Below are 18,446 nucleotides of genomic sequence, written 5' to 3'. Positions count from 1 at the left end.
GTCAGGCCTTTCCGATCAGCAGGATAGCGACGACGAGCCCGTACACGGCGATGCCCTCCGCCAGGCCGACGATCACCATGGCCCGTCCGAACATCTCCGGTCGTTCGCTCAGCGCGGCCAGTGCCGCGGCGCCCGTGTAGGCGACGGCTATCGCGGCGCCTATCGACGCGCCGGCCACCGCGATGGCCGCACCGATCAAGGCGGATCCGTTGACTGCACCGGATGCGGCGGCCCGCGTTGAAGCCTGCGCCGGACCCGTCAGCGCCGTGGTGAGGACGACCAGGGCGACGCCCAGCAGAGCGAGGTTCGTGACCAGGAGCCAGCGGAAGGCGTGTCTGGTCCGGCGCCGCCGTAGCAACCCGATGCCACCGAGCACCGAGGCCAGGACCGGCAGGACGATCAGCCAGGTGAGCATGGGATCACCTTCACAGCGGGGTCGGCAGGCTCCGCCGGGGGAACGTGCCAGGGACGGAACGGGCGGCCCTCGGTCTCGAAGAGCCGGGAGAAGAGTTCGTAGAACTCGAGCCGCAAGGCCTGCACGCCGGCCACCAGGGCCTCCAGGCCGAAGGAGACGGCCGTGCCCACGACGAACAGCACAGCGGCGCCCGCGACACCGGCCGCGCCACGCCCTGCCAGGGCCGTGGTGCCGCGCCACACGAGGTCGGCGAGCGCGGCGTGGGTGAGACCGAAGGCGGCGAGCCGGGCGAACGACAGGGTGTTGGTGCCGGTACGCACGACGACGTCGAACAGCCGCACCACCGTTTCGGCGACTCCCGCGCCGCCGCCCGCCGTGGCCCGGAACAGGCCGAACGCCACCAGCGCCAGCCCGGCCGCGGCGCACGCGGCCCCGGCCGCTGCCCAGGCGTGCCAGTGCAGCAGCAGGCCTGCCGCGGCCATCGCGAGCCCCAGGTAGAACAGCAGCCCGGCGCAGCCGGACGCCGCGTACAGGCCCCTGGCCCAGCCGTTCTCACGTACGCGGTTCACCGCGCCCGCGGCATGAGCGAGCACCAGCAGACCGGCCCCGAAGACCACTGCGGCAGCCAGCAAGCGAGCGGGCTCCTCCAGCGGGCTCAGCCACAACACCGGCAGTAGCGCGGTCGGCCCGAAGAAGTCGCCGTAGGCGGCGCCCGCGACCATGGCGGCGACTCCCGCGCCCGCCAGGAACGGCCACAGCCGAGTGAAACGCGCCAGGGGGCGAGGCCGGCCGAGGCGCAGGGCGAGTGCGCCGAGCACCAGCAGCGCGCCGTGCCCCACGTCACCGAACATGATTCCGAACATCGCGACGTAGGCCAGGCCGGCAGGCCACGAGGGGTCGATGTCCGCGTAGGCCGGTGTGCCGTACGTCGACACCAACGGGGTGAAGGAGGCGGCCCGGCCCGAGCGCAGCAGCGTCGGCGGATCCGTTCCGCGCGGCACGCGCAACGGCAACAGCGCGCCGCCCGCCGCAGCCAGGCGGTCCGCGACGTGGGACACCTCGGCGGCCGGGCACCATCCGGCCAGCGCGGTCACCTCCCCCCGTCGTACGGCGCCCTGCGCACGCTCCTCCAGTTGAGCCTCCCCAGCCAGCAGGGCGACCTGGCGCCGATCGTCGAGCATGTCGAGATCGGGCGCCGTCAGGGCCAGTACAGCTGGAGCGGCGCTCTCGGACCCGGAGGTCGCACCCTGCCCACGCAGTTGCTGCAGCCGCACAGCTGCCGCTCCCGGAACCGCCTCCTCGACGCGGTCCAGTTCCACGCAGCCCTCCTCGGCGATCCGCACCAGCGCGTCTCGCAAGCCCGTCTGCGGCACGACCACCGCCACGCGGCGCATCCGGACCGGTGTCATCGCCTCAGACCAGGGCATCGAACGCCTCTCCGGGCCGTCCGCCCCGCGCCGCCGACTCCAGCGCGGCCCGCACCCGCCAGGCGTCCACGGACAACAACGCGACCGCGCCGACGACGGCCGTGGGTCCGTACCGGCCTTGGCGCAGCATCACAGCGCCCTCGGTCTGCAGCGTGCGCCACCAGCGTGCCTCGGCCCGCCAAAGCTCACCGGGCTCGTCGATGTCCGCAAGGACCCACCGGGCGGCTGAGGGAAGGCTGTCGTGGAACTCCCGGTAGGAGGAGGCGGCCGACGACCGTGTCCCGAGCAGTCGTGCCGCATCGCGACGCACGGATTCCGTGAGAGAGCGGCGGTGCACGAAGAGTTCGCGTGCGGTCAGCAGGACCGCACGCCCCTGAGCCCAGCGGTGTGCGGGCGGGACGGACACGGCCGTGCGCCGCGCCGCGGCCATGCGCATGCCCGTGATCAGGGCCCACGGGGTGTCGTCGCCCGGGTCCCCCCAGGGCGAGGCGGTGAGTGCCGCCCTGAGTTCCGCGCGCGTCCCGGCACGCTCCAGACGTCGCCACGCCGTCTCCAGGGAACCGAGCCGGTACGGCTCCGGCGTCTCGGTGCGCCGGTCTTCCGTGACCGGCAGCCGGGAGACCACGTTGGCGATCTCGAATCCCGAGGCGAGCGGCACCAGCAGGCGGGCGCCACCGGGCGGCAGCCATCCGGCCAGTACTCGCAGATGCCACAGGAGGCCGGCGGCCACCGCCCGCTGAGCTTCGGGCAAGCCCACCGTCGTCCGCGTGTACCGTGCGTACGGCGTCGTGGCGAGGTGACGTACGGCGTCGTCGAGCGTCGGACCGCGCGCGATCTCACGTGCCCCCTCGCCGCCCGGATACCTTGCGACGAGGGCTCGCGCCCGCACCGCTCCGGCGACCCATCCGGCACTCACGGTTCTTCCGCCGTCCCGCTCGCCAGTCTCATCGCATCGGCCACGGCGAGGTCCACCAGGTGCGGCATGCGTTCCCCTGCCCGCTCGCGGATCCCCGAGGCCGCACGGTCTCCAGCCGCGCGCAGCGCGTCGGCCTCCTGGCGGGCTTCTCGGAGGAGGGGTTCCGCGGCCTGCCGGCGGACCACTGGAGCCTGTTCCCGTGCATCAGCCAGGAGACGTTCCGCCTCTCGTACGGCGTTCCGTCGAAGGGCCTCTGCCGTCTCCTCCGCGGCGGCCCGGATCCGTGCCACCTGCTGCTGAACATCCGTCAGCCGTGCGAGGGCGGGCTCCAGTTCCGCAGCGCGTTCCGCCATGCGGTCGGCGGGCACGCCGGTCGCGGACGCCCCTGGCGTTCCCGCCGGACGGAACCGCTCCAGGAAGTCCCGCAGGCTCATCGGCAGCCTCCTGCCGGTCGGTGCTCCTCCAGTTTCACCGTTCCGGGTCCACGCCGCACCGCATAGGGCCCTTGCGTCGTTCCACCAGGGCCGTTCGGCTCTTGGCACAGGTGGCGAGAACGGGAGACTGGGACGGTAGGCGACTCGACGGAGTCAGGAGGCCGCTGTGAACGCGCACGAGAACTTCCGCGCGCAGGCCGATGCTCGGCAGGGTGTGCCCACGCGTGCCTGGAGCCCGGCAGAAGCGGCTCGACAGGACATGCTGCTCCGCTACCTGGGGGCGGTCGCCTCAGCCGCGGCCAAGCACTCCGGCAGTGCGGCCGAGCGCTCGGACACCGCGGAGCGGGCACCGTCGACCGTAACGCCCACGCGGCGACCGGACCTCTCCCAGGAGCCTGGTGTGCCACTGGTGCGGGACGTGATGGACGTGCCCGCCGTCTCCGTCGGCGAAGAGCTGGCGTATCGCGACATTGCCCGGCTGCTGGCCCGTGAGCAGGTGGGCGCACTTCCGGTCGTGGACGCCGAGGACCATGTCGTCGGCGTCGTGTCCGAGTCCGATCTGCTGGCAAAGGTCGCGTTCGAGGCATCCCGCCACCGGCCGGGACGCATCGGTCGGCTGCGTGAACGTCGGATGCACGACAAGGCCCGGGGCGAGACGGCCGCCGACCTGATGACGAGTCCCGCGATCACCGTACTGCCGGGGGCGACGGTGGCCGAGGCCGCCTGGCTGGCCGCGTTGTCCCGGTTGAAGCGCATGCCGGTCAGCGATCGCGAGGGCCGACTCGTGGGCGTCGTGCGTCGTGACGCGTTGCTGGAGGCGTTGATCAGGGATGATGCCGGTATCCGGGCGGAAGTACAGGCCACGCTCGAAGCCTGCTGCCCACCGGCTGACCGGGAGAGTGTGGCCGTGACCGTGCACGACGGCATTGTGGAGCTGGCAGGCCGACTGGCGTCGTCGGCGATGGCGGCCCGGGTGGTGGCGGAGGTCGAGGGTATCGCCGACGTCGTCGAGGTGAAGAACCTACTCACCACCGACTGAGTTCGGCCGCTTTCCCATCGGATCACCGGGGGATGTGGTTCCCGGCATGGTGGGGGCCGTGCAGGTCGGAGTCGTGCTGGTCGTGGTGGGAGGCGAGGACGGCCGCCTGGACCCGGCGCTGCACTCCGAGCTTCGCCGGCAGCCGTGAGATGTGGTTCTTGACGGTCTTCTCCGAGAGGTACAGCCGCTTGCCGATCTCGCGGTTGGTCAGGCCGTCGCCGATCAGTGCCAGGATGTCCCGTTCCCGGGGGGAGAGCCCGGCCAGTTCCGCCGGGAGGGACGGGCTCTCGGCCGGGTCCGCGCGCAGGGAACGCATGAGCCGGGCGGTCGTCGCCGGGTCCAGCATCGACTGGCCAGAGGCGACGGTGCGTACCGCTGACACCAGGTCGGACCCCTTGATCTGCTTCAGCACGTATCCGGACGCGCCGGCCAGGATGGCGTCGAGCAGGGCTTCCTCGTCGTCGAACGAGGTCAGCATCAGACACGCCAGCTCCGGCATCCGGTCGCGCAGCTCCCGGCAGACCGAGATGCCGTCGCCGTCAGGCAGCCGGACGTCGAGGACAGCCACGTGGGGACGCAGGGCGGGGCCCCGGACCAGCGCGTGTTCAGCGGTGTCCGCGTCGCCGGCCACGGAGATGTCGGGTTCGGCGTCGAGGAGGTCGGCAAGCCCACGTCGTACGACCTCGTGATCGTCGAGCAGGAACACGCGGATAGGGTCCTCCTCGCTGAAGGCACGCATCTCTGTCATGGCGGCCCCACGTTTCGAAGATGATGGCCAGACCGCCGATCGCCCCAGGGACCGATCGTCACCTGTCGCCGCTGGACGCACCAGGGCCGACCGGCCCAGTCACCACGACGACATCGCCTCCGGTCAGCGCACGGCGGTGTGCTGGGCGAGGTCGAACTCCACCCCCACCACACCTTCGACAGCCCTGATCAGGCGGGCTGCGACGGGCACGAGGGCGCTGTCGGCAAGCCGGCCGGTGATTATCACGACCCCGTCGTGCACCTCCACGTGGACGGCCGACGGCGGCGGGAAGAGGTACGAGGCGATCTCGCGCCGCACTTCCTCGGCGATGTCCTCGTCGTCGCGCAGGAAGACCTTGAGCAGATCGGCCCGGCTGACGAGACCGGCCAGCAGCCCAGCGTCGTCCACCACGGGCAGCCTCTTGACCCCTTCGTGCGCCATGATGCGCGCGGCTTCCGCGAGGGTGGCGCCGGCCGGGACCGTGATGGCCGGGGACGACATGAGGTCGCCGGCTGTGAGAGCGGCCGCCTTCGCCACATCGACGGGCTGTCGCAGCTGGAGGTAGCCCGCGTCGGGTTCGTCCCGGAGTTCCTCCTTCGGCAGCAGGTCGGCTTCGGAGACCACGCCGAACACCCGGCCCTCGCCCTCGAGCACGGGCAGGGCGCTGACCTGCCAGTCCTGCATCAGCTGCACGATCTCCTTGAACGGGGCACGGCGGCCGACGGCGGCGACCGTCTGGGTCATCACGTCGCTGACGATGTGAGGAGTGCCGTACATGGTGACTCCGTACTGGCCTCGATGAGATGTCCGACTTTTTCCAGGGTGTGCCGGAGACGGTCGGTGGTGCCAGGGGTCGCACGGCCCTGGGGACGGGCCCATGCGGCTTCCGGGGTGCAGTGGGTCTCTTCCGGGCCACCGAGGGTCGGTCGGGCCCCGATGGGGCCGTGTGGCCCCTGATCCCTTCGGCATCACGGCGCCACGCTGGTGTCGGAACCCTCGCCCCGGGAGGTGGAGACCATGTCCCGCTCCGTCACCGTAGGTGTCGACGACTCGCCCGAGAGCCGGGCCGCAGCCGAGTGGGCGGCGCGAGAAGCGCTGCTCCGCGGCCTGCCCCTCAAGATCATGTACATCGCGGAGCCGACGCCCAGGTTCGTTGCCAGGACACCACTACTCGATCCTGACACCTACCGGCAGTGGGCAGAGCAGTTGATACGCGAGGCCGCGGAGGGCATCCGGCTCCGCTACCCGGGCATCGAGGTGACCACCGAGCAGCTGACCGGGACTCCGGCCGACCTGCTGTGCGAGGCAGCGGGCTTCGCCGATCTGCTGGTCCTGGGCTCGCGGGGCCTCGGCGGGCTGGAAGGGTTCATGGTGGGCTCGGTGAGTCTGGGCGTGGTGGCCCGCGCCGAGCGGCCGGTGGTACTGGTACGGGCGGGAGAGCAGGCCGCCGACGAGCACACGATGGATTCGGCGGGGGTGCCGTCCGCCGCGGCACCCTTCCGGCCCGTCGTGCTGGGACTCGACATCGACCAAGCGGACGACACCTTGCTGGAGTTCGCCTTCGACGCCGCCGCGCGGCGGAAAGCCGCCCTGCGGGTCGTCCACGCCTGGCCCGAGCCGCCTACCTCCTTCTACCGCTTCGCCGGCGACGCCGAGCTCTACGACACGCTCGAACGCGGACAGGCCACTCTCCTGAGCAAGGTGCTCCGTCCCTGGGTGCAGAAGTTCCCCGACGTCGAGGTGATCGAGGCGAGTCGGTGCGGAAACGCCGCGCAGGTTCTCGTCAACGACTCCCGTGACGCCTCCCTCGTGGTCGTCGGCCGGTGCATCCGCACCAGGTCGCTCGGCGCCCGCATCGGCCACGTCACCCACTCGGCCCTGCACCACATCGCCGCTCCCGTCGCCGTCGTTGCACACGGCTGACCTCCGCTCCGGAGAAGGAGACACGCCATGAGTGCACCAGCCGCACAGGCCTGTGGGGAGCCGCTGGACCTGCCTGTTGTCGTCGGCGCCGACGGCTCCGAGTCGAGCTTGCGCGCCGTGGACTGGGCCGCCGACGAGGCCGCCCTGCGCGGGACGTCGCTCCGGCTGGTGTATGCCTCCCTCTGGGAGCGCTACGAGGGCGTTTCTGTGGCTGCCGACCTCGCCAAGCCGTCCGAAGAGGTGAGGGCCGAGGACATCGTCCGGACCGCCGAGCGGCGGGCCCGGCACCGGGAACCCGGTGTCAAGGTCACCACTGACGTGCTGCCCGAGGAACCGGAGTACGGCCTGATACGCGAGAGCCGCAGCGCCCTCGTGATGGTGCTGGGCTGCCGTGGCCGCAGCGGGGTGACGGAGGCCCTCCTCGGCTCGGTCGGTGTCTCCGTGGCGGGACACGCCCACTGCCCGGTGATCGTGCTCCGCGGAAGTCACGACAACCAGGCACGCACCGGGACGCACGGCCGCATCGTTCTCGGGGTGGGAGAGAAGCCGGCGGGTTCGCCCGCGGCACGATTCGCGTGCGAAGAGGCCCTGCTGCGCGGGGTCCCGCTGGAAACCGTACGAGCGTGGCGCCGACCACTGCACGAGCCCCCCGCACCTCCCCTGACCGTCGGCGACCCCGCGCACGTGGAGGAGCAACAGGCTGCGGCCATGGTGGAAGAGGCGCTGCGGGAGGCCCCGACCGGCTTGCAGGTACAGCGGCGTACGGTCGAGGGCTACGCACGGGACGCCCTGATCGTGGTGTCCCGTGAGGCCGACCTGCTCGTCGTCGGTGCCCGACGGCGCCAGGGCCACTTCGGGCTCCAACTCGGCCGAGTCGCCCACGGCGTGCTGCACCACGCGGCCTGCCCGGTGGCGGTCGTACCCGAGCCCGCCTGAGCCTGCTGCTTCGGTACCCGGCCCGTGAGGCGTCGGCCGCTGGCACCGGTGCTCGGGTCCGCGTTCAGGTTTTGGAGAAGAATGGCCGGTGACGTGAGGTGAACTGCCGGGCGGCCACGATGAGCGAGGACAGTCGACAATCCAAGGCGTCGTTCGAGCCCAGACTGCGCTTGGGTGCCGAGCTGGAGCGGATAGCCGGGCAGCTCAGGGCACTGGCCCGGGCCCAGGACGAATTGCACGACCTGTACGAGGCCGTCCTACCCGCTCAGCACCATGAACCAGCCCAGTCCCCGGCCCGCCGCCGACGCTCCGCGAGTGGCCCGCAGCCGGTCTCCGGTGCGGTGCCACAGGTACGCCCGCAACAGCCGTCCCCCGTCGAGTGGTGCGGCCGGCAGTGCGTTGAAGACGGCCAGCAGGACGTTGATCGCGGACAGCAATACGACCGCCTCGACGACGAGCCCGGACGCGTGCAGCATGTACAGCCCGGCCGCGATGCCGGCGAAGACGCCGCCGGCGAGCAGACTCGTGAGCGGACCCACGGCAGCGATGCGCAACTCGGCGCCCGGTGTCGGGGCCTCGCTGTGCAGACGGGCGGCGCCGCCCAGCATCCACAGGGTGATGCCGTCGACCTGCACACCGTTGCGACGGGCCACCACGGCGTGCGCCAGCTCGTGCGCCAGCAGCGTAGCGAGGAAGACGATCGCCGCCAGCAGCGCCAGAACCCAGTACTGCAAGGCGGAATGGCCGGGGTGGGCGGCCGGGAACTCACTGTGCGCAAGAGCGACGGTCACCAGGGCAACGATGACCACCACGCTCCAGTTCAGGCCGACCCGCACGCCGGCGATCCGGCCGAGGGGCAGCGTCTCGTCCATGGACCTCGCCTCGTCCTCGTGTTGCGTGCCCAGGGCCCGCCGTGTCCGCTCGGCAGGCCCGATGGGGGCTTTGAGAGCCGTGGCTCAGCCCGCCCTGGGGCCCCACTGCGGTCCCACCAAGTCCCACTCCTGGTCCCAGTGGGCCGTACGGCGCCGGTCGAGCCGCGCTCGCGCGAAGGCTCCCGCGCCGAAGGCCGGGGCTGCGACGGCGAGGGCCGCCGCGCCACCGAAGAGAGCGGCCTCGACATGGCCCTCGCCCCGGCCCGTCGGCGCCGACGGACTGAGCCGGCCCCGATCGTCCTGCCAGACCGTCACCCGGGCTCCGGCCTTCAGGCCTTCGTCCACCAGCGTGCGCCCGGTTCGAGTGGTGCCGTCGGGAGCCGTCCAGCGCAGCGGTTGCTGTACACGACCGTCGGTCGAGAAGTCCCCCGTGACGCCGTGCCGGGCATCGGCCGGCAGGACCGCACCGACGGGATGCCGGTGGGCGCGCTCCTCCGCGAACTCGTGCTCGGTGCCACGGACGGTCACCAGCGCGGCAACGCCGCCACAGACCACCACGATCAGCCAGACCACCAGGACGATCCAGGCCTCGATGACGTCCTCGCGCCGCCTCAGCGGACTGCTCCGCCACCGCCACAGCCGCTTCGTGGTGCTCACGTCCGGACACCTCCTCGTCCTGGTGTCTGCTTCGACGATGACACCGGAGGCGGCGCGGCCAGGGGGGCCGGGAGGTTTCGCGGCCAGGCCGCCCGGAGCCGGAATCCCCGCACGAAAGGGTCCATTGGTCCCGGGCGGTGTACGAGGAGGGGCCGGGATCGACCCTGGCGTCGTCACCGGGTGCCGCATCGCTCGTACCGCGTTCGCCGTTGCAGACAGTCGTGACCCGGGTGTCGTCGCCCGTCCCGCTCGACGTCGTCAGCAGGACGCCGGCGACGAGTTCGGGACGGATGCGAACGGCCTGGGCCGCGCCTTCCCCGGGCGCCCAGGACCGCAACAGGTGCTGGACGTGCATCAGTTCGGACGGATCGGTGACCAGATGGGCGTACCCCGTGACGACCACGCTCCAGCCGAGATGGGTGTCGGGGTCGATGGCGTCGGCCTCGTAGGCGACGACCACGCCCGTGTCGTCCGCCTCCTCGGCATGAGACGTCAGGGCCGCGCCCTCGTGGGTGAGAATGACGATGTCCCCACGGTCCAGAACGTGGTTGACCGGCCGGACCGTGGGCAGGGCCTGCCGGGTGAACACGATCCTCCCCAGCGCCACGCTGCCCAGCAACCGCAGCGCCTCGGCCGGGTCGAGGTCGATGCGCCGGTGCGCGGGGGCGTGATCGAGGGGCATGTTCCGCTTCTTCGAGAGGGAGTGACTGTTTTCCCACCGACCCCGGTCGGTTCATCGGCGCCGAGGTGCGAGGCGTGCGGAGCGACACCGCGGGGGACCGGTGCCGCTCCTGTTCCCACAGTCGTCCATGGCGCACCTGCTCTCCAGTGCCGGTCGGTCCCGCTCAGGGACCGGAGGTCCCCGCTACCTGCTGTCGCCGGCCTCCACGCGGTGCAGCGCCGCCCGCCCGGCCTCCAGTCGGGCCACCGGGACCCGGAACGGCGAGCAGGAGACGTAGTCCAGACCCGTGGCGTGGAAGAAGTGGATCGACTCCGGGTCACCGCCGTGCTCGCCGCAGACGCCTGTCTGCAGATCCGGGCGGGCCGCTCGGCCTTCCTCGACCGCGATCCGGACCAGTCGGCCCACGCCCTCGCGGTCCAGTGTCTCGAACGGTGAGGCGGCGAAGACGCCCTTGTCGAGATAGGCGGGGAAGAACGCCGCCTCCACGTCGTCGCGGGAGAAACCCCAGGTGGTCTGGGTGAGATCGTTGGTGCCGAAGGAGAAGAACTGCGCCTCCTCGGCAATCCGGCCGGCCGTGAGCGCGGCCCGCGGCAGCTCGATCATCGTGCCGACCGGACAGTGGACGGCCACGCCGGTCTCCTCGCCGACCTCGGCCAGGACGCGCGTGACCTCTTCGCGGGCGAGCCGGAGTTCCTCGACGGCGCCGACCAGCGGCACCATGATCTCCGCCCATGGCGAGCCGCCCGCGCGGGTGCGCTCGACGACCGCCTCGGCTATCGCCCGCACCTGCATGGTGACCAGGCCGGGAACCACCAGTTCAAGCCGTACGCCGCGCAGGCCGAGCATGGGACTCTCCTCGCGCATCCGGTTCACTGCGCTGAGCAACTCCACGTCGTGCGCGTCCGGTTGTTCGCCGGCGGCCTCGGCCGCGGCGATGCGCACCGCGAGACCGGTGCGGTCGGGAAGGAATTCGTGCAGCGGCGGGTCGAGAAGCCGGATGGTGACCGGCAGGCCGTCCATTGCCTGCAGGAGCCTCGTGAAGTCCTCCCGCTGCAGCGGCAGGAGAGCTGCCAGCGCCTGATCGCGGTCGGCGTCCGTACGGGCGAGGATCATGTCCTCGACCAGCTTGCGCCGTTCTCCGAGGAACATGTGCTCGGTACGGCACAGCCCGATGCCCCGGGCCCCGAACCGGCGGGCGCGGGCCGCGTCCTCGGGGGTGTCGGCATTGGCCCGAACCTCCAACCGCGCGGTGAGATCGGCGTATTGGAGAGCCCGGTCCACCGCGCAGACCACGCTGTCGGCCTGCTCGCCGCTCTCCAGATATCGCATGGTCGCCGAGGCGACGAGTGGGACGGCCCCGAGGTACACGTCACCGGTGGAGCCGTCCACGGAGATGACGGTGCCCTCGCCGACGACGGTGCCGTCCGCGGTGGTGAATCGCCGCGCCTCGGCGTCGACGGTGACGTCCTGGGCCCCGCACACGCACACTTTGCCCATTCCGCGGGCGACGACGGCGGCGTGGCTGGTCTTTCCCCCTCGGCCGGTCAGCACGGCCTGGGCGGCGACCATGCCGGGCAGGTCGTCGGGCGTGGTCTCCTCGCGGACGAGGACCACCTTCTCGCCGCCGGCGGCACGCCGTACGGCCTCCGCCGAATCGAACACCGCCGCGCCCACCGCGGCGCCCGGCGAGGCCGGCACGCCGTGGGCAAGTGCCTCACCGGTGGCAGCGGTGTCGAAACGGGGGAACATCAGCCGGGCCAGCCCGCCACCGGTCACCCGCGCAAGGCCCTCGTCCGCGCTGATCAGTCCCTCCTCCACCAGCTCAGCGGCGATGGCGAACGCCGCTTCGGCCGTGCGCTTGCCCACCCGGGTCTGCAGCATCCACAGCGTCCCGCGCTCGATGGTGAACTCGATGTCGCACAGGTCGCGGTAGTGCCGCTCCAACGTCTGCGCGTGATCGCGCAGCCGCCGGTACGACAGTGGGTCCAGCCGCTCGAGCTCGGCCAGCGGTACGGCGTCCCGCACACCGGCCACGACGTCCTCGCCCTGTGCGTTCGGCAGGTAGTCGCCGTACAGACCGGGGCGTCCGGTGGCCGGGTCGCGGGTGAAGGCCACGCCGCTGCCGGAGTCCGGACCGAGGTTGCCGAACACCATGCGCTGCACGGTGACGGCGGTCCCGAGGTCGTCCGGGATGTGCTCGCGGCGTCGGTACAGTCGGGCCCGCTCGGCGTTCCAGGACCGGAACACGGCCAGGATCGCCTGCTGGAGTTGTTCGGCGGGGGTTTGCGGGAAGTCCCGGCCGGTGGCGTCGCGGACGATGCGCCGGTACGTCTCCACGAGCCAGGCCAGGTCACCCGCGTCCAGGTGAAGATCGTCGGGAGCCCCGCGGGCTTCCTTCAACGACGTCATGGCTTCGTCGAACCGGGCCTGGTCGACGCCCAAGACCGTGGTGCCGTACATCTGGACGAGCCGGCGATAGGAGTCCCAGGCGAAGCGCTCGCTGCCGGACACATTGGCCAGGCCGAGGACGGACTCGTCGGTCAGGCCGATGTCCAGGACGGTCTCCATCATCCCGGGCATCGAGAAGCGGGCTCCGGAGCGGACGGACACCAGCAACGGATCGTCCGCCTGCCCGAGCACCCGGCCGGAAATCGTCTCCAGCGCCGACAGGTGCCGGGACACCTCCGCCGACAGGCCCGCAGGCTCCTCACCGGTGGCGAGGAAAGCCCGGCAGGCTTCGGTGGTGACGATGAATCCCGGAGGCACCGGCAGGCCCAGTCGCGTCATCTCGGCCAGGTTCGCACCCTTGCCGCCGAGCAGACCGGCCAGGTCACGGCCGCCGTCCTGGAAGTCGTACACATAGCGGACCATGACGCCACTCCTCGGCTCCGCGGTAGTCGGTGCCTTCTCAGCCTGTGGCGGCGTCGGTGCGTCTGGGAGGTGCCCTCGGTCCCTTGGGGCGGGCCGATCGGCCTACGAGGCGAAGGGCGTGGTCGGCCCTGCCAATGAGGCGGGCCGAGGAAGTCGACGAGGGCGTGGTCCTGGCCAGCGAGCTCTCCCGGTGGCCCGGCCACGCAAGCACGTGTCCTGTACGACCCCCGTGCCGGCGAACCCTGCACACCCGGCCCCGGGGGCAGATGCCGCTTCTACTACTCCGGCGACACGCCCTGGCGCCTGCCAGCACCGCTGCCTATGGCCTGCCGCCGGTCAGATGGGCGGCGGTGGGTGGCTCCCCGCTGGAGGAAGGTCATCACGGTGTACAGGTCCTGCCTCGCGGCGTGCTCCAGGAGCGCGGTCTGCGGCAGTGCCATGGGCCGGCCGTGCTGCGCCTGTTCCGTCTTCCTGTCGGCGGGGGAGAGGTTGCGGATCGGGGCCGCCGACGAGGAACCCGGTCTGCGGGAGCGGTTCGCGCAGCTCTGGCAGCGGGCGAGCCGGGGTCGCTTCGAGCGGCGCATCCTGCGGCACGGTGCCGCCACCGCTCTGGCCGCGCTCACGGCACCGGACCGCCACGTCCCCGACCGCGACCTGCCGGCCCGGCCCGGTGGCCGTGAGCTGGAGCTACCGGCCCGGCAACGGCGAGAAGGTCTGCGTGGTGCTGTGCGGAGCGAACACGGACCCGTCCGAACTGGTGAATCGGCCCACCGCACACTGATGAGCGGCCCAAGGGAGCAGTGACTTCGGTGGTGCTGGCGGCAAGGGGCCGGTCCGGGTTTGTTGGCTGCGATTCGTTCCCGGATGCCGGGGCAGGCGGCTCGCGGGTGGGCTCAGCGGCTGCCCCGGCGTTCCGGCCGCCTGCACCCGCTTGTCGGCCGGGCGGTGATGCGGGCGGTCTTGGTGCCCGGCCGCTCGCCCCGGGCCTCACCAGGTTCGGCCCTTTGGTGATTTTCTCGCGAGTGTTGGTGATCTTTCGGTGTTCTGGCGTGCTGAGTGAGGTCCTGCTCCTGCCGTCTCTTTCACCGGTGTCGGCCTGCCCGGGGGGGGGGCGTGCGGGGGCAGCCTGGTTGGAGGCGGTGCGGGTTCTGTGTGACGGGGTGGGGGGAAGCGGGGGTGGGGGTGGGTGCTGTCCGGTCAGCTGCGTTCCCGGCTGGGCGGACAGCGGCTGGCCCGCACGGAGTGCCTCCTCGGTCAGTTTCGAGGACTTCAAGGCCGGAGGGCGGATGCCGCCCCGACTTGCCGAGCAGTTCGGCCGCCTCCGCCACGGGCTTGGCGACTTGTCCGACTGCGTGGTGGGCCTGGCCCGGCTGCGGGTGATGCTGGCCGGCCCGGCCCGGCCCGGCCCGGGCCTGGTATCCGGGCGTCCTCAAGGACTGCTGCTTCGTGCCGTCCACCGGGCTCTGTCTCTGGCGTCATCGGTTGGCGCCTGCCTGTTCTGTGATCACGAGCCATGGGCACCAGGGGAGGACGGGCGGTGGTCTTCTTGCTCGGACCCGTGATGCGATGGGGCGCGGCGGACTTCCATCACGATGCGACGCCATGACCGGATCACATCAGGGATCTGGTCGAGCAGGCCCTTCAAGGCGAACAAGAAGATGGACACAGCGCCAGCCGCTGCCAGAATCCCTAGGACGATCTGCGCATCCATACGTGGGCCTCTCCTCCGGGTGGAGGGCGGCCGAGCTGAGCGCAAGACTGCATGCGAAGTGGCAGGTGTCTCAGGTCGACCACCCTGAAGACGAGTGATCAACTGAGGCCCTGCCGACGTACAGGCCGTGTCTGAAGTTGTCGCGATTGACGCGGTGTCACCTTGGTGACATACACGCCCGAAAGGGACGTCGGACCCATTCCCGTCGCAGCCAGCTCCGCTGGCCGTGCCGTACCAACTCTAGGTGCTCGTTGCCCTGTTGTCTGCCGTGTAGCCGGTTTCGGAGGCTCTCAAGCTGGAGAGGGCCGCCCGCCCGCCTGCCTGCCGGTCACGATGTCGTTGGCCTGGTGCGGGAGCTGGTGCGCATGCGGCGAGATGTGCCGCTGGGCCGGCGCGGTAGGCCAAGTGCTCGCGGGCCGGCTGCGCCGCGATGTCGAGGCGGTCGCCTGGGCCGCCCGCGCGCGTGGTCTCGGCATCCATCTCGGCGCCTGTCTGTGTCCGGGAAGGATGTGTCTTCCTCGGCCCGTTCCTGGCCGGACCGCCGTCTTCGACCTCGGCCGCAGCCGACGCTGCGGCCGAGGTCCCCCGCACCGGGCGGATGCGGGCGTGGCCGTGGATCGCCGCCGCGGACTTGCACCTGCACGATCGGCTGCTCGCCTCCCCTCCCGGCCGCGCATCCGTCCGCCGCCGGCACCACCACCATGGGCGCCGAGACGGTGGGGGAACAGTGAGCATGCGATCGACGTCACCGCGAGGCTGCTGGCCGGTGGTGCTGGAGACCGCGCTCGCCCGGGCGGGCGGCCAGCCTTCAGCAGCGGGCCGCGCACCGTCACGCTCGATATGGGTGACCTGGCCGAGCTGGCTGCCGCGACCGGCTTGCTCGCGGCTGCTGGCGAACTGGCCGCGGCCGCGGCCACCGACGGTGGCGACGTCGGCCACGCGATCGTGCTGCACCACCTTTCAAAAGGATCGTTGATGACAACCGAGGGGCGGTCGAGGCCACGTGCCGAGCGTCGCCTGGCCCGGGTTATGGGCGGCGTCGCAGGGGCGGCTTGCCTGGGGCCGGGAGTGGTCCGGCCATCTTGATCGTGCGCAGCACGGGCGCGGTCTCCAGGGTGGTGATCGCCTTCAGGGTGCCCAGGCGTTCGGTGAGGTAGCGGTGCAGGCCCGCCGGGTCGGGGCACAGGGCATGGGCAGTGAGATTGTGAGGGCCGGTGACGGCGGCCACGTAGGCCAGCTCGGGGTGTCGGGCCAGGGTACGGGCGACATGATCGAGGTGGGCGGGGGCGACGGCCATCCACAGGAGCGCCTGCGTGGTGACGCCCAGCAGGGTGGAGTCGAGTTCGACGTCGAAGAAGAGCTGTCCGTGGGCCCTCAGTTGCTCCAGCCGGCGCGCGACGGTGGCGGGCGACCAGCCGGTGGCCGCGGCAAGGCTGCTCAGGCTCGCCCGACCGTCGCGCTGGAGGGCAGCGAGCAGGTCGGAGTCGGCATCGCTGAGGTCCGCCCGCACTCCAGGGGCGGCGGTGACAGGCGCCGCCTCGGCCACGGCGGTGCGCAGGCGGCGCTGCTGCGTGGCGTCGAGGGCCTGTTGATGGCCGGACCATGCGGTGGGCCCGCCGAGGTAGGTGTGCAGCACGCAATGCGCGGAGACCGCGGTGATACCGGCGGTGCGCGGGATGTCGTGCAGCAGCAGCGCGTGCCCGTCGGCCCCGGCGGCGGTGGAGGTGTGCACGATCGCGACGATCTCGGTGCCGCCCGAGGCGAGCTTGACCCAGGACGTGTCGGCGCGGCGGGCCAGCGCGTCGGCGACGTCCTGAGCGGCGCGCGGGCCCGTGGTCAGTCGCAGCAGCCATTGGGTGCGGTCGCTGCGCTCCGGCTCGGCCAGGCCGACCACCCGCAGCCCGGCGTCTGCGCACAGCCGCCGGTAGCGGCGGGAGATCGTCTGCGCCGAGACGTCGAGGACGTCGGCGATCGCGCTGAACGGCGCCCGCCCGGCGATGCGCAGGGCGTGGATGAGACCACGGTCGATGTCGTCCAGCATGTGAGAATCATGCACCACAGACACTCTGATGGAATGTTTCCTCGATCCAGCCGCTCGAAGTGGAGATGGCCCGGCGGCGGCGCGCACTGTCGAGCGCATGTCGTACTCCACCATCACTGCGCCGCCGCAGCGGCGCTGGGCCGCACTCGGCGTGTTGCTGATCGCCGAGGCCATGAACCTCCTCGACGCCACCATCATGACCGTCGCCGCCCCCGTGATCCGAGCCGGTCTGGGCGGTCCGGCTTCCAGCATCCAGTGGTTCAGTGCCGCGTACACCTTGCCGTTCGCCGTCTTCCTGATCACCGGTGGACGGCTGGGTGACATCGTCGGTCGGCGGCGGGTGTTCCGCCTGGGCATGGGCGGCTTCGTCCTGGCCTCGTTGGGGTGCGCGCTCGCGCCGTCCACGGCGGCGCTGATCGCCCTGCGGGCGGTGCAGGGTGCCGCGGCCGCACTGATCATCCCGCAGACCATCGGCATGATCCGCGCCATGTTCACCGGCTCGGCACTGGCCCGGGCCATGGGCACCATCGGGCCGGTCATGGGGCTCGCCGCGGTGACCGGCCCGATGGTCGGTGGCGCGCTGACCCAAGCGAATGTGTTGGGTTCCTCCTGGCGGGCGGTCTTCCTCGTCAACGTCCCCCTCGGCGCCGCCGTGCTGGCGGCCACGCCGCTGCTGCACGAGGACCGTGCCGCGCTCCGGCCGCGGTTGGACCACGCCGGCACGGCGCTGGCCGTCCTGGGCAGCAGCCTGCTGGTCTATCCGCTCATCGAGGGCGGCGCGTACGGCTGGCCAGGCTGGTGCTGGGCCATGCTCGCCGTCGGCGGCGCGGTGTTGGCGGGCTTCGCCGCACATCAACGGCGGCGAGCCCGCGGCGGCCGCAGCCCGCTGATCGAACCGGGCCTGTTCGCCGACCGCGGCTTCACCGCCGCGCTGGTGTCCAGCGTGCTGTTCTTCGCGGTGGTGGGCGGCCTCATGCTGGTGGCCGTGCTCCAGATGCAGCTGGGTTTGCACCGCGACGTCCTCTCGGCCGGCTTCACCCTGCTGCCGTGGTCCGCGATGATGGCGCTGTCGTCCTGGGTCGCCGGCGCCTGGCTCGTACCCCGTTACGGGGCCCGGGTCATGAGCGTTGGCCTGCTGGCCCTGCTCACCGGAGTCGTATCGGCCGCCACCGTGTACGCCACCAGCCCGCCCGCCTCCTACCCCTGGCTGCTGTTGCCCGCACTGGCCGTGGCCGGGATCGGTCAGGGCCTGTACGCCGTGCCGTTCTTCACCACCGCCCTGCACCGAGTCCGCCCCCACGAGACGGGTTCCGCCGCCGGCCTGCTCAACGCGGTGCAGCAACTCGGCGGCACTCTCGGCGTCGCCCTGCTCGGCAGCCTCTTCTTCCATGCCGCCGCGCGCGGCGCCCCCACCCCGGCCGCCGCGCTCACCGGCGCCCGCAACGCCTTCTGCCTCGCCGCCGCGCTCATCCTCGCCACCGCGGTGACCACGGCCATGATGCTCCCGCGGCGCTCATCGCCCACGAGCCCGGATCAACGCTTCGTTCCCGACGCCACGGACAGGTGACCCCTTTGAGCGGAGCGCCGTCACGCCATGAGGGCTTAAGGAGCACCTTTTTGCCTCTGTGCAACGTATCTGGGTCGCACATCACCGAACCCCTTTCGTGTGCAGCGGGCTGAGGCTACCCGTCCTCGGGGGGGGGGGGGGGGGGGGGGGGGGGGGGGGGGGGGGGGGGAAAGGGGGGGGGGGGGGGGGGGGGGGGGGAGGAAGGGA

17 protein-coding genes and 1 pseudogene are annotated in these 18,446 nt (G+C 71.8%); 5 read left to right on the top strand and 13 right to left on the bottom strand.

Translation table 11 applies throughout. From position 1 onward, the window contains the following. Position 1: 1 nt before the first annotated feature. The 4 genes from ACZ5CZ_RS21940 to ACZ5CZ_RS21925 are packed head-to-tail and all read right to left on the bottom strand — an operon-like array spanning position 2 to position 3,192. Complete coding sequence (locus ACZ5CZ_RS21940) at positions 2 to 415, bottom strand: ATP synthase subunit C (RefSeq protein WP_468945181.1); 414 nt, start codon at positions 413 to 415, stop codon at positions 2 to 4. Further along, positions 400 to 1,842, bottom strand: coding sequence for a V-type ATPase 116kDa subunit family protein (locus ACZ5CZ_RS21935; RefSeq protein WP_468945178.1), 1,443 nt, complete (start codon positions 1,840 to 1,842; stop codon positions 400 to 402). Before ACZ5CZ_RS21935 ends, ACZ5CZ_RS21940 begins: the two co-directional genes overlap by 16 nt. Further along, on the bottom strand, positions 1,829 to 2,758 hold the full coding sequence (locus tag ACZ5CZ_RS21930) for a hypothetical protein (RefSeq protein ID WP_468945176.1): 930 nt from the start codon (positions 2,756 to 2,758) through the stop codon (positions 1,829 to 1,831). The genes ACZ5CZ_RS21935 and ACZ5CZ_RS21930 overlap by 14 nt, the downstream gene beginning before the upstream one ends. Further along, positions 2,755 to 3,192 carry a hypothetical protein gene (locus ACZ5CZ_RS21925; RefSeq protein ID WP_468945173.1) on the bottom strand — a complete coding sequence of 146 codons (438 nt, stop codon included), beginning with the start codon at positions 3,190 to 3,192 and terminating at the stop codon, positions 2,755 to 2,757. Before ACZ5CZ_RS21925 ends, ACZ5CZ_RS21930 begins: the two co-directional genes overlap by 4 nt. A gap of 166 nt (positions 3,193 to 3,358) precedes the next feature. Here ACZ5CZ_RS21925 and ACZ5CZ_RS21920 point away from each other — a divergent pair, with 166 nt between their 5' ends. Then, positions 3,359 to 4,231: a CBS domain-containing protein gene (locus ACZ5CZ_RS21920; protein WP_468945170.1), complete on the top strand. Its 873-nt coding sequence runs from the start codon at positions 3,359 to 3,361 to the stop codon at positions 4,229 to 4,231. A gap of 22 nt (positions 4,232 to 4,253) precedes the next feature. On the opposite strand, the gene ACZ5CZ_RS21915 is transcribed toward ACZ5CZ_RS21920, so the two are convergent. Together ACZ5CZ_RS21915 and ACZ5CZ_RS21910 are read right to left on the bottom strand one after the other, a co-directional pair. Then, positions 4,254 to 4,979, bottom strand: a complete 726-nt coding sequence (locus ACZ5CZ_RS21915) for a response regulator (protein ID WP_468945167.1) — start codon at positions 4,977 to 4,979, stop codon at positions 4,254 to 4,256. A 123-nt stretch (positions 4,980 to 5,102) separates the two neighbouring features. Then, positions 5,103 to 5,756 (bottom strand): CBS domain-containing protein, encoded by a 654-nt coding sequence (locus ACZ5CZ_RS21910; protein WP_468945165.1) that lies wholly within the window; start codon positions 5,754 to 5,756, stop codon positions 5,103 to 5,105. 240 nt (positions 5,757 to 5,996) lie between these two features. Between ACZ5CZ_RS21910 and ACZ5CZ_RS21905 the strand changes: the two genes are divergently transcribed. Both ACZ5CZ_RS21905 and ACZ5CZ_RS21900 read left to right on the top strand, forming a co-directional pair. Continuing rightward, the gene (locus ACZ5CZ_RS21905) at positions 5,997 to 6,902 is read left to right on the top strand and encodes a universal stress protein (RefSeq protein ID WP_468945162.1); all 906 of its coding nucleotides are present in this window, start codon (positions 5,997 to 5,999) and stop codon (positions 6,900 to 6,902) included. 27 nt (positions 6,903 to 6,929) lie between these two features. Next, entirely contained in the window at positions 6,930 to 7,838 is a 909-nt protein-coding gene (locus ACZ5CZ_RS21900; RefSeq protein ID WP_468945160.1) for a universal stress protein, read from the top strand. Positions 7,839 to 8,095: 257 nt separating this feature from the next. On the opposite strand, the gene ACZ5CZ_RS21895 is transcribed toward ACZ5CZ_RS21900, so the two are convergent. The 5 genes and pseudogenes from ACZ5CZ_RS21895 to ACZ5CZ_RS21875 all read right to left on the bottom strand — a co-directional run bounded on the left by ACZ5CZ_RS21895 (position 8,096) and on the right by ACZ5CZ_RS21875 (position 13,504). Continuing rightward, positions 8,096 to 8,710 (bottom strand): site-2 protease family protein, encoded by a 615-nt coding sequence (locus tag ACZ5CZ_RS21895; protein WP_468945158.1) that lies wholly within the window; start codon positions 8,708 to 8,710, stop codon positions 8,096 to 8,098. Between the two features lie 84 nt (positions 8,711 to 8,794). Beyond that, positions 8,795 to 9,367, bottom strand: coding sequence for an Rv1733c family protein (locus ACZ5CZ_RS21890; RefSeq protein WP_468945156.1), 573 nt, complete (start codon positions 9,365 to 9,367; stop codon positions 8,795 to 8,797). Between the two features lie 238 nt (positions 9,368 to 9,605). After that, positions 9,606 to 10,049: pseudogene (locus ACZ5CZ_RS21885) on the bottom strand (pyridoxamine 5'-phosphate oxidase family protein); the annotation flags it as partial. Positions 10,050 to 10,232: 183 nt separating this feature from the next. Further along, positions 10,233 to 12,920 (bottom strand): pyruvate, phosphate dikinase, encoded by a 2,688-nt coding sequence (ppdK, locus tag ACZ5CZ_RS21880; RefSeq protein ID WP_468945153.1) that lies wholly within the window; start codon positions 12,918 to 12,920, stop codon positions 10,233 to 10,235. 278 nt (positions 12,921 to 13,198) lie between these two features. Beyond that, complete coding sequence (locus tag ACZ5CZ_RS21875; protein WP_468945151.1) at positions 13,199 to 13,504, bottom strand: hypothetical protein; 306 nt, start codon at positions 13,502 to 13,504, stop codon at positions 13,199 to 13,201. An 11-nt stretch (positions 13,505 to 13,515) separates the two neighbouring features. On the opposite strand from ACZ5CZ_RS21875, the gene ACZ5CZ_RS21870 reads away from it, so the two are divergent. Beyond that, entirely contained in the window at positions 13,516 to 13,701 is a 186-nt protein-coding gene (locus tag ACZ5CZ_RS21870; protein ID WP_468945148.1) for a hypothetical protein, read from the top strand. A gap of 723 nt (positions 13,702 to 14,424) precedes the next feature. On the opposite strand, the gene ACZ5CZ_RS21865 is transcribed toward ACZ5CZ_RS21870, so the two are convergent. Both ACZ5CZ_RS21865 and ACZ5CZ_RS21860 read right to left on the bottom strand, forming a co-directional pair. Further along, positions 14,425 to 14,631: a hypothetical protein gene (locus tag ACZ5CZ_RS21865; RefSeq protein ID WP_468945146.1), complete on the bottom strand. Its 207-nt coding sequence runs from the start codon at positions 14,629 to 14,631 to the stop codon at positions 14,425 to 14,427. 1,027 nt (positions 14,632 to 15,658) lie between these two features. Next, on the bottom strand, positions 15,659 to 16,672 hold the full coding sequence (locus ACZ5CZ_RS21860) for an Lrp/AsnC family transcriptional regulator (protein ID WP_468945143.1): 1,014 nt from the start codon (positions 16,670 to 16,672) through the stop codon (positions 15,659 to 15,661). 97 nt (positions 16,673 to 16,769) lie between these two features. Between ACZ5CZ_RS21860 and ACZ5CZ_RS21855 the strand changes: the two genes are divergently transcribed. Next, positions 16,770 to 18,239: an MFS transporter gene (locus ACZ5CZ_RS21855; protein WP_468945140.1), complete on the top strand. Its 1,470-nt coding sequence runs from the start codon at positions 16,770 to 16,772 to the stop codon at positions 18,237 to 18,239. The last annotated feature ends 207 nt before the right edge of the window (positions 18,240 to 18,446 follow it).

The sequence above is a fragment of the Streptomyces sp. NPDC031418 genome (genome assembly GCF_055581605.1).
The sequence above is the reverse complement of the archived record's forward strand: the minus strand, read 5'-3'. Positions and strand labels throughout refer to the sequence as shown.

Bases quoted from the DNA above. Each gene is read 5' to 3' on its own strand.
- ACZ5CZ_RS21865 (WP_468945146.1), bottom strand. From the start codon at position 14,631: ATGGATGCGCAGATCGTCCTAGGGATTCTGGCAGCGGCTGGCGCTGTG.
- ACZ5CZ_RS21935 (WP_468945178.1), bottom strand. From the start codon at position 1,842: ATGCCCTGGTCTGAGGCGATGACACCGGTCCGGATGCGCCGCGTGGCG.
- ACZ5CZ_RS21940 (WP_468945181.1), bottom strand. From the start codon at position 415: ATGCTCACCTGGCTGATCGTCCTGCCGGTCCTGGCCTCGGTGCTCGGT.
- ACZ5CZ_RS21900 (WP_468945160.1), top strand. From the start codon at position 6,930: ATGAGTGCACCAGCCGCACAGGCCTGTGGGGAGCCGCTGGACCTGCCT.
- ACZ5CZ_RS21925 (WP_468945173.1), bottom strand. From the start codon at position 3,192: ATGAGCCTGCGGGACTTCCTGGAGCGGTTCCGTCCGGCGGGAACGCCA.
- ACZ5CZ_RS21905 (WP_468945162.1), top strand. From the start codon at position 5,997: ATGTCCCGCTCCGTCACCGTAGGTGTCGACGACTCGCCCGAGAGCCGG.
- ACZ5CZ_RS21860 (WP_468945143.1), bottom strand. From the start codon at position 16,672: ATGCTGGACGACATCGACCGTGGTCTCATCCACGCCCTGCGCATCGCC.
- ACZ5CZ_RS21895 (WP_468945158.1), bottom strand. From the start codon at position 8,710: ATGGACGAGACGCTGCCCCTCGGCCGGATCGCCGGCGTGCGGGTCGGC.
- ppdK (WP_468945153.1), bottom strand. From the start codon at position 12,920: ATGGTCCGCTATGTGTACGACTTCCAGGACGGCGGCCGTGACCTGGCC.
- ACZ5CZ_RS21875 (WP_468945151.1), bottom strand. From the start codon at position 13,504: ATGCGCCGCTCGAAGCGACCCCGGCTCGCCCGCTGCCAGAGCTGCGCG.
- ACZ5CZ_RS21910 (WP_468945165.1), bottom strand. From the start codon at position 5,756: ATGTACGGCACTCCTCACATCGTCAGCGACGTGATGACCCAGACGGTC.
- ACZ5CZ_RS21915 (WP_468945167.1), bottom strand. From the start codon at position 4,979: ATGACAGAGATGCGTGCCTTCAGCGAGGAGGACCCTATCCGCGTGTTC.
- ACZ5CZ_RS21855 (WP_468945140.1), top strand. From the start codon at position 16,770: ATGTCGTACTCCACCATCACTGCGCCGCCGCAGCGGCGCTGGGCCGCA.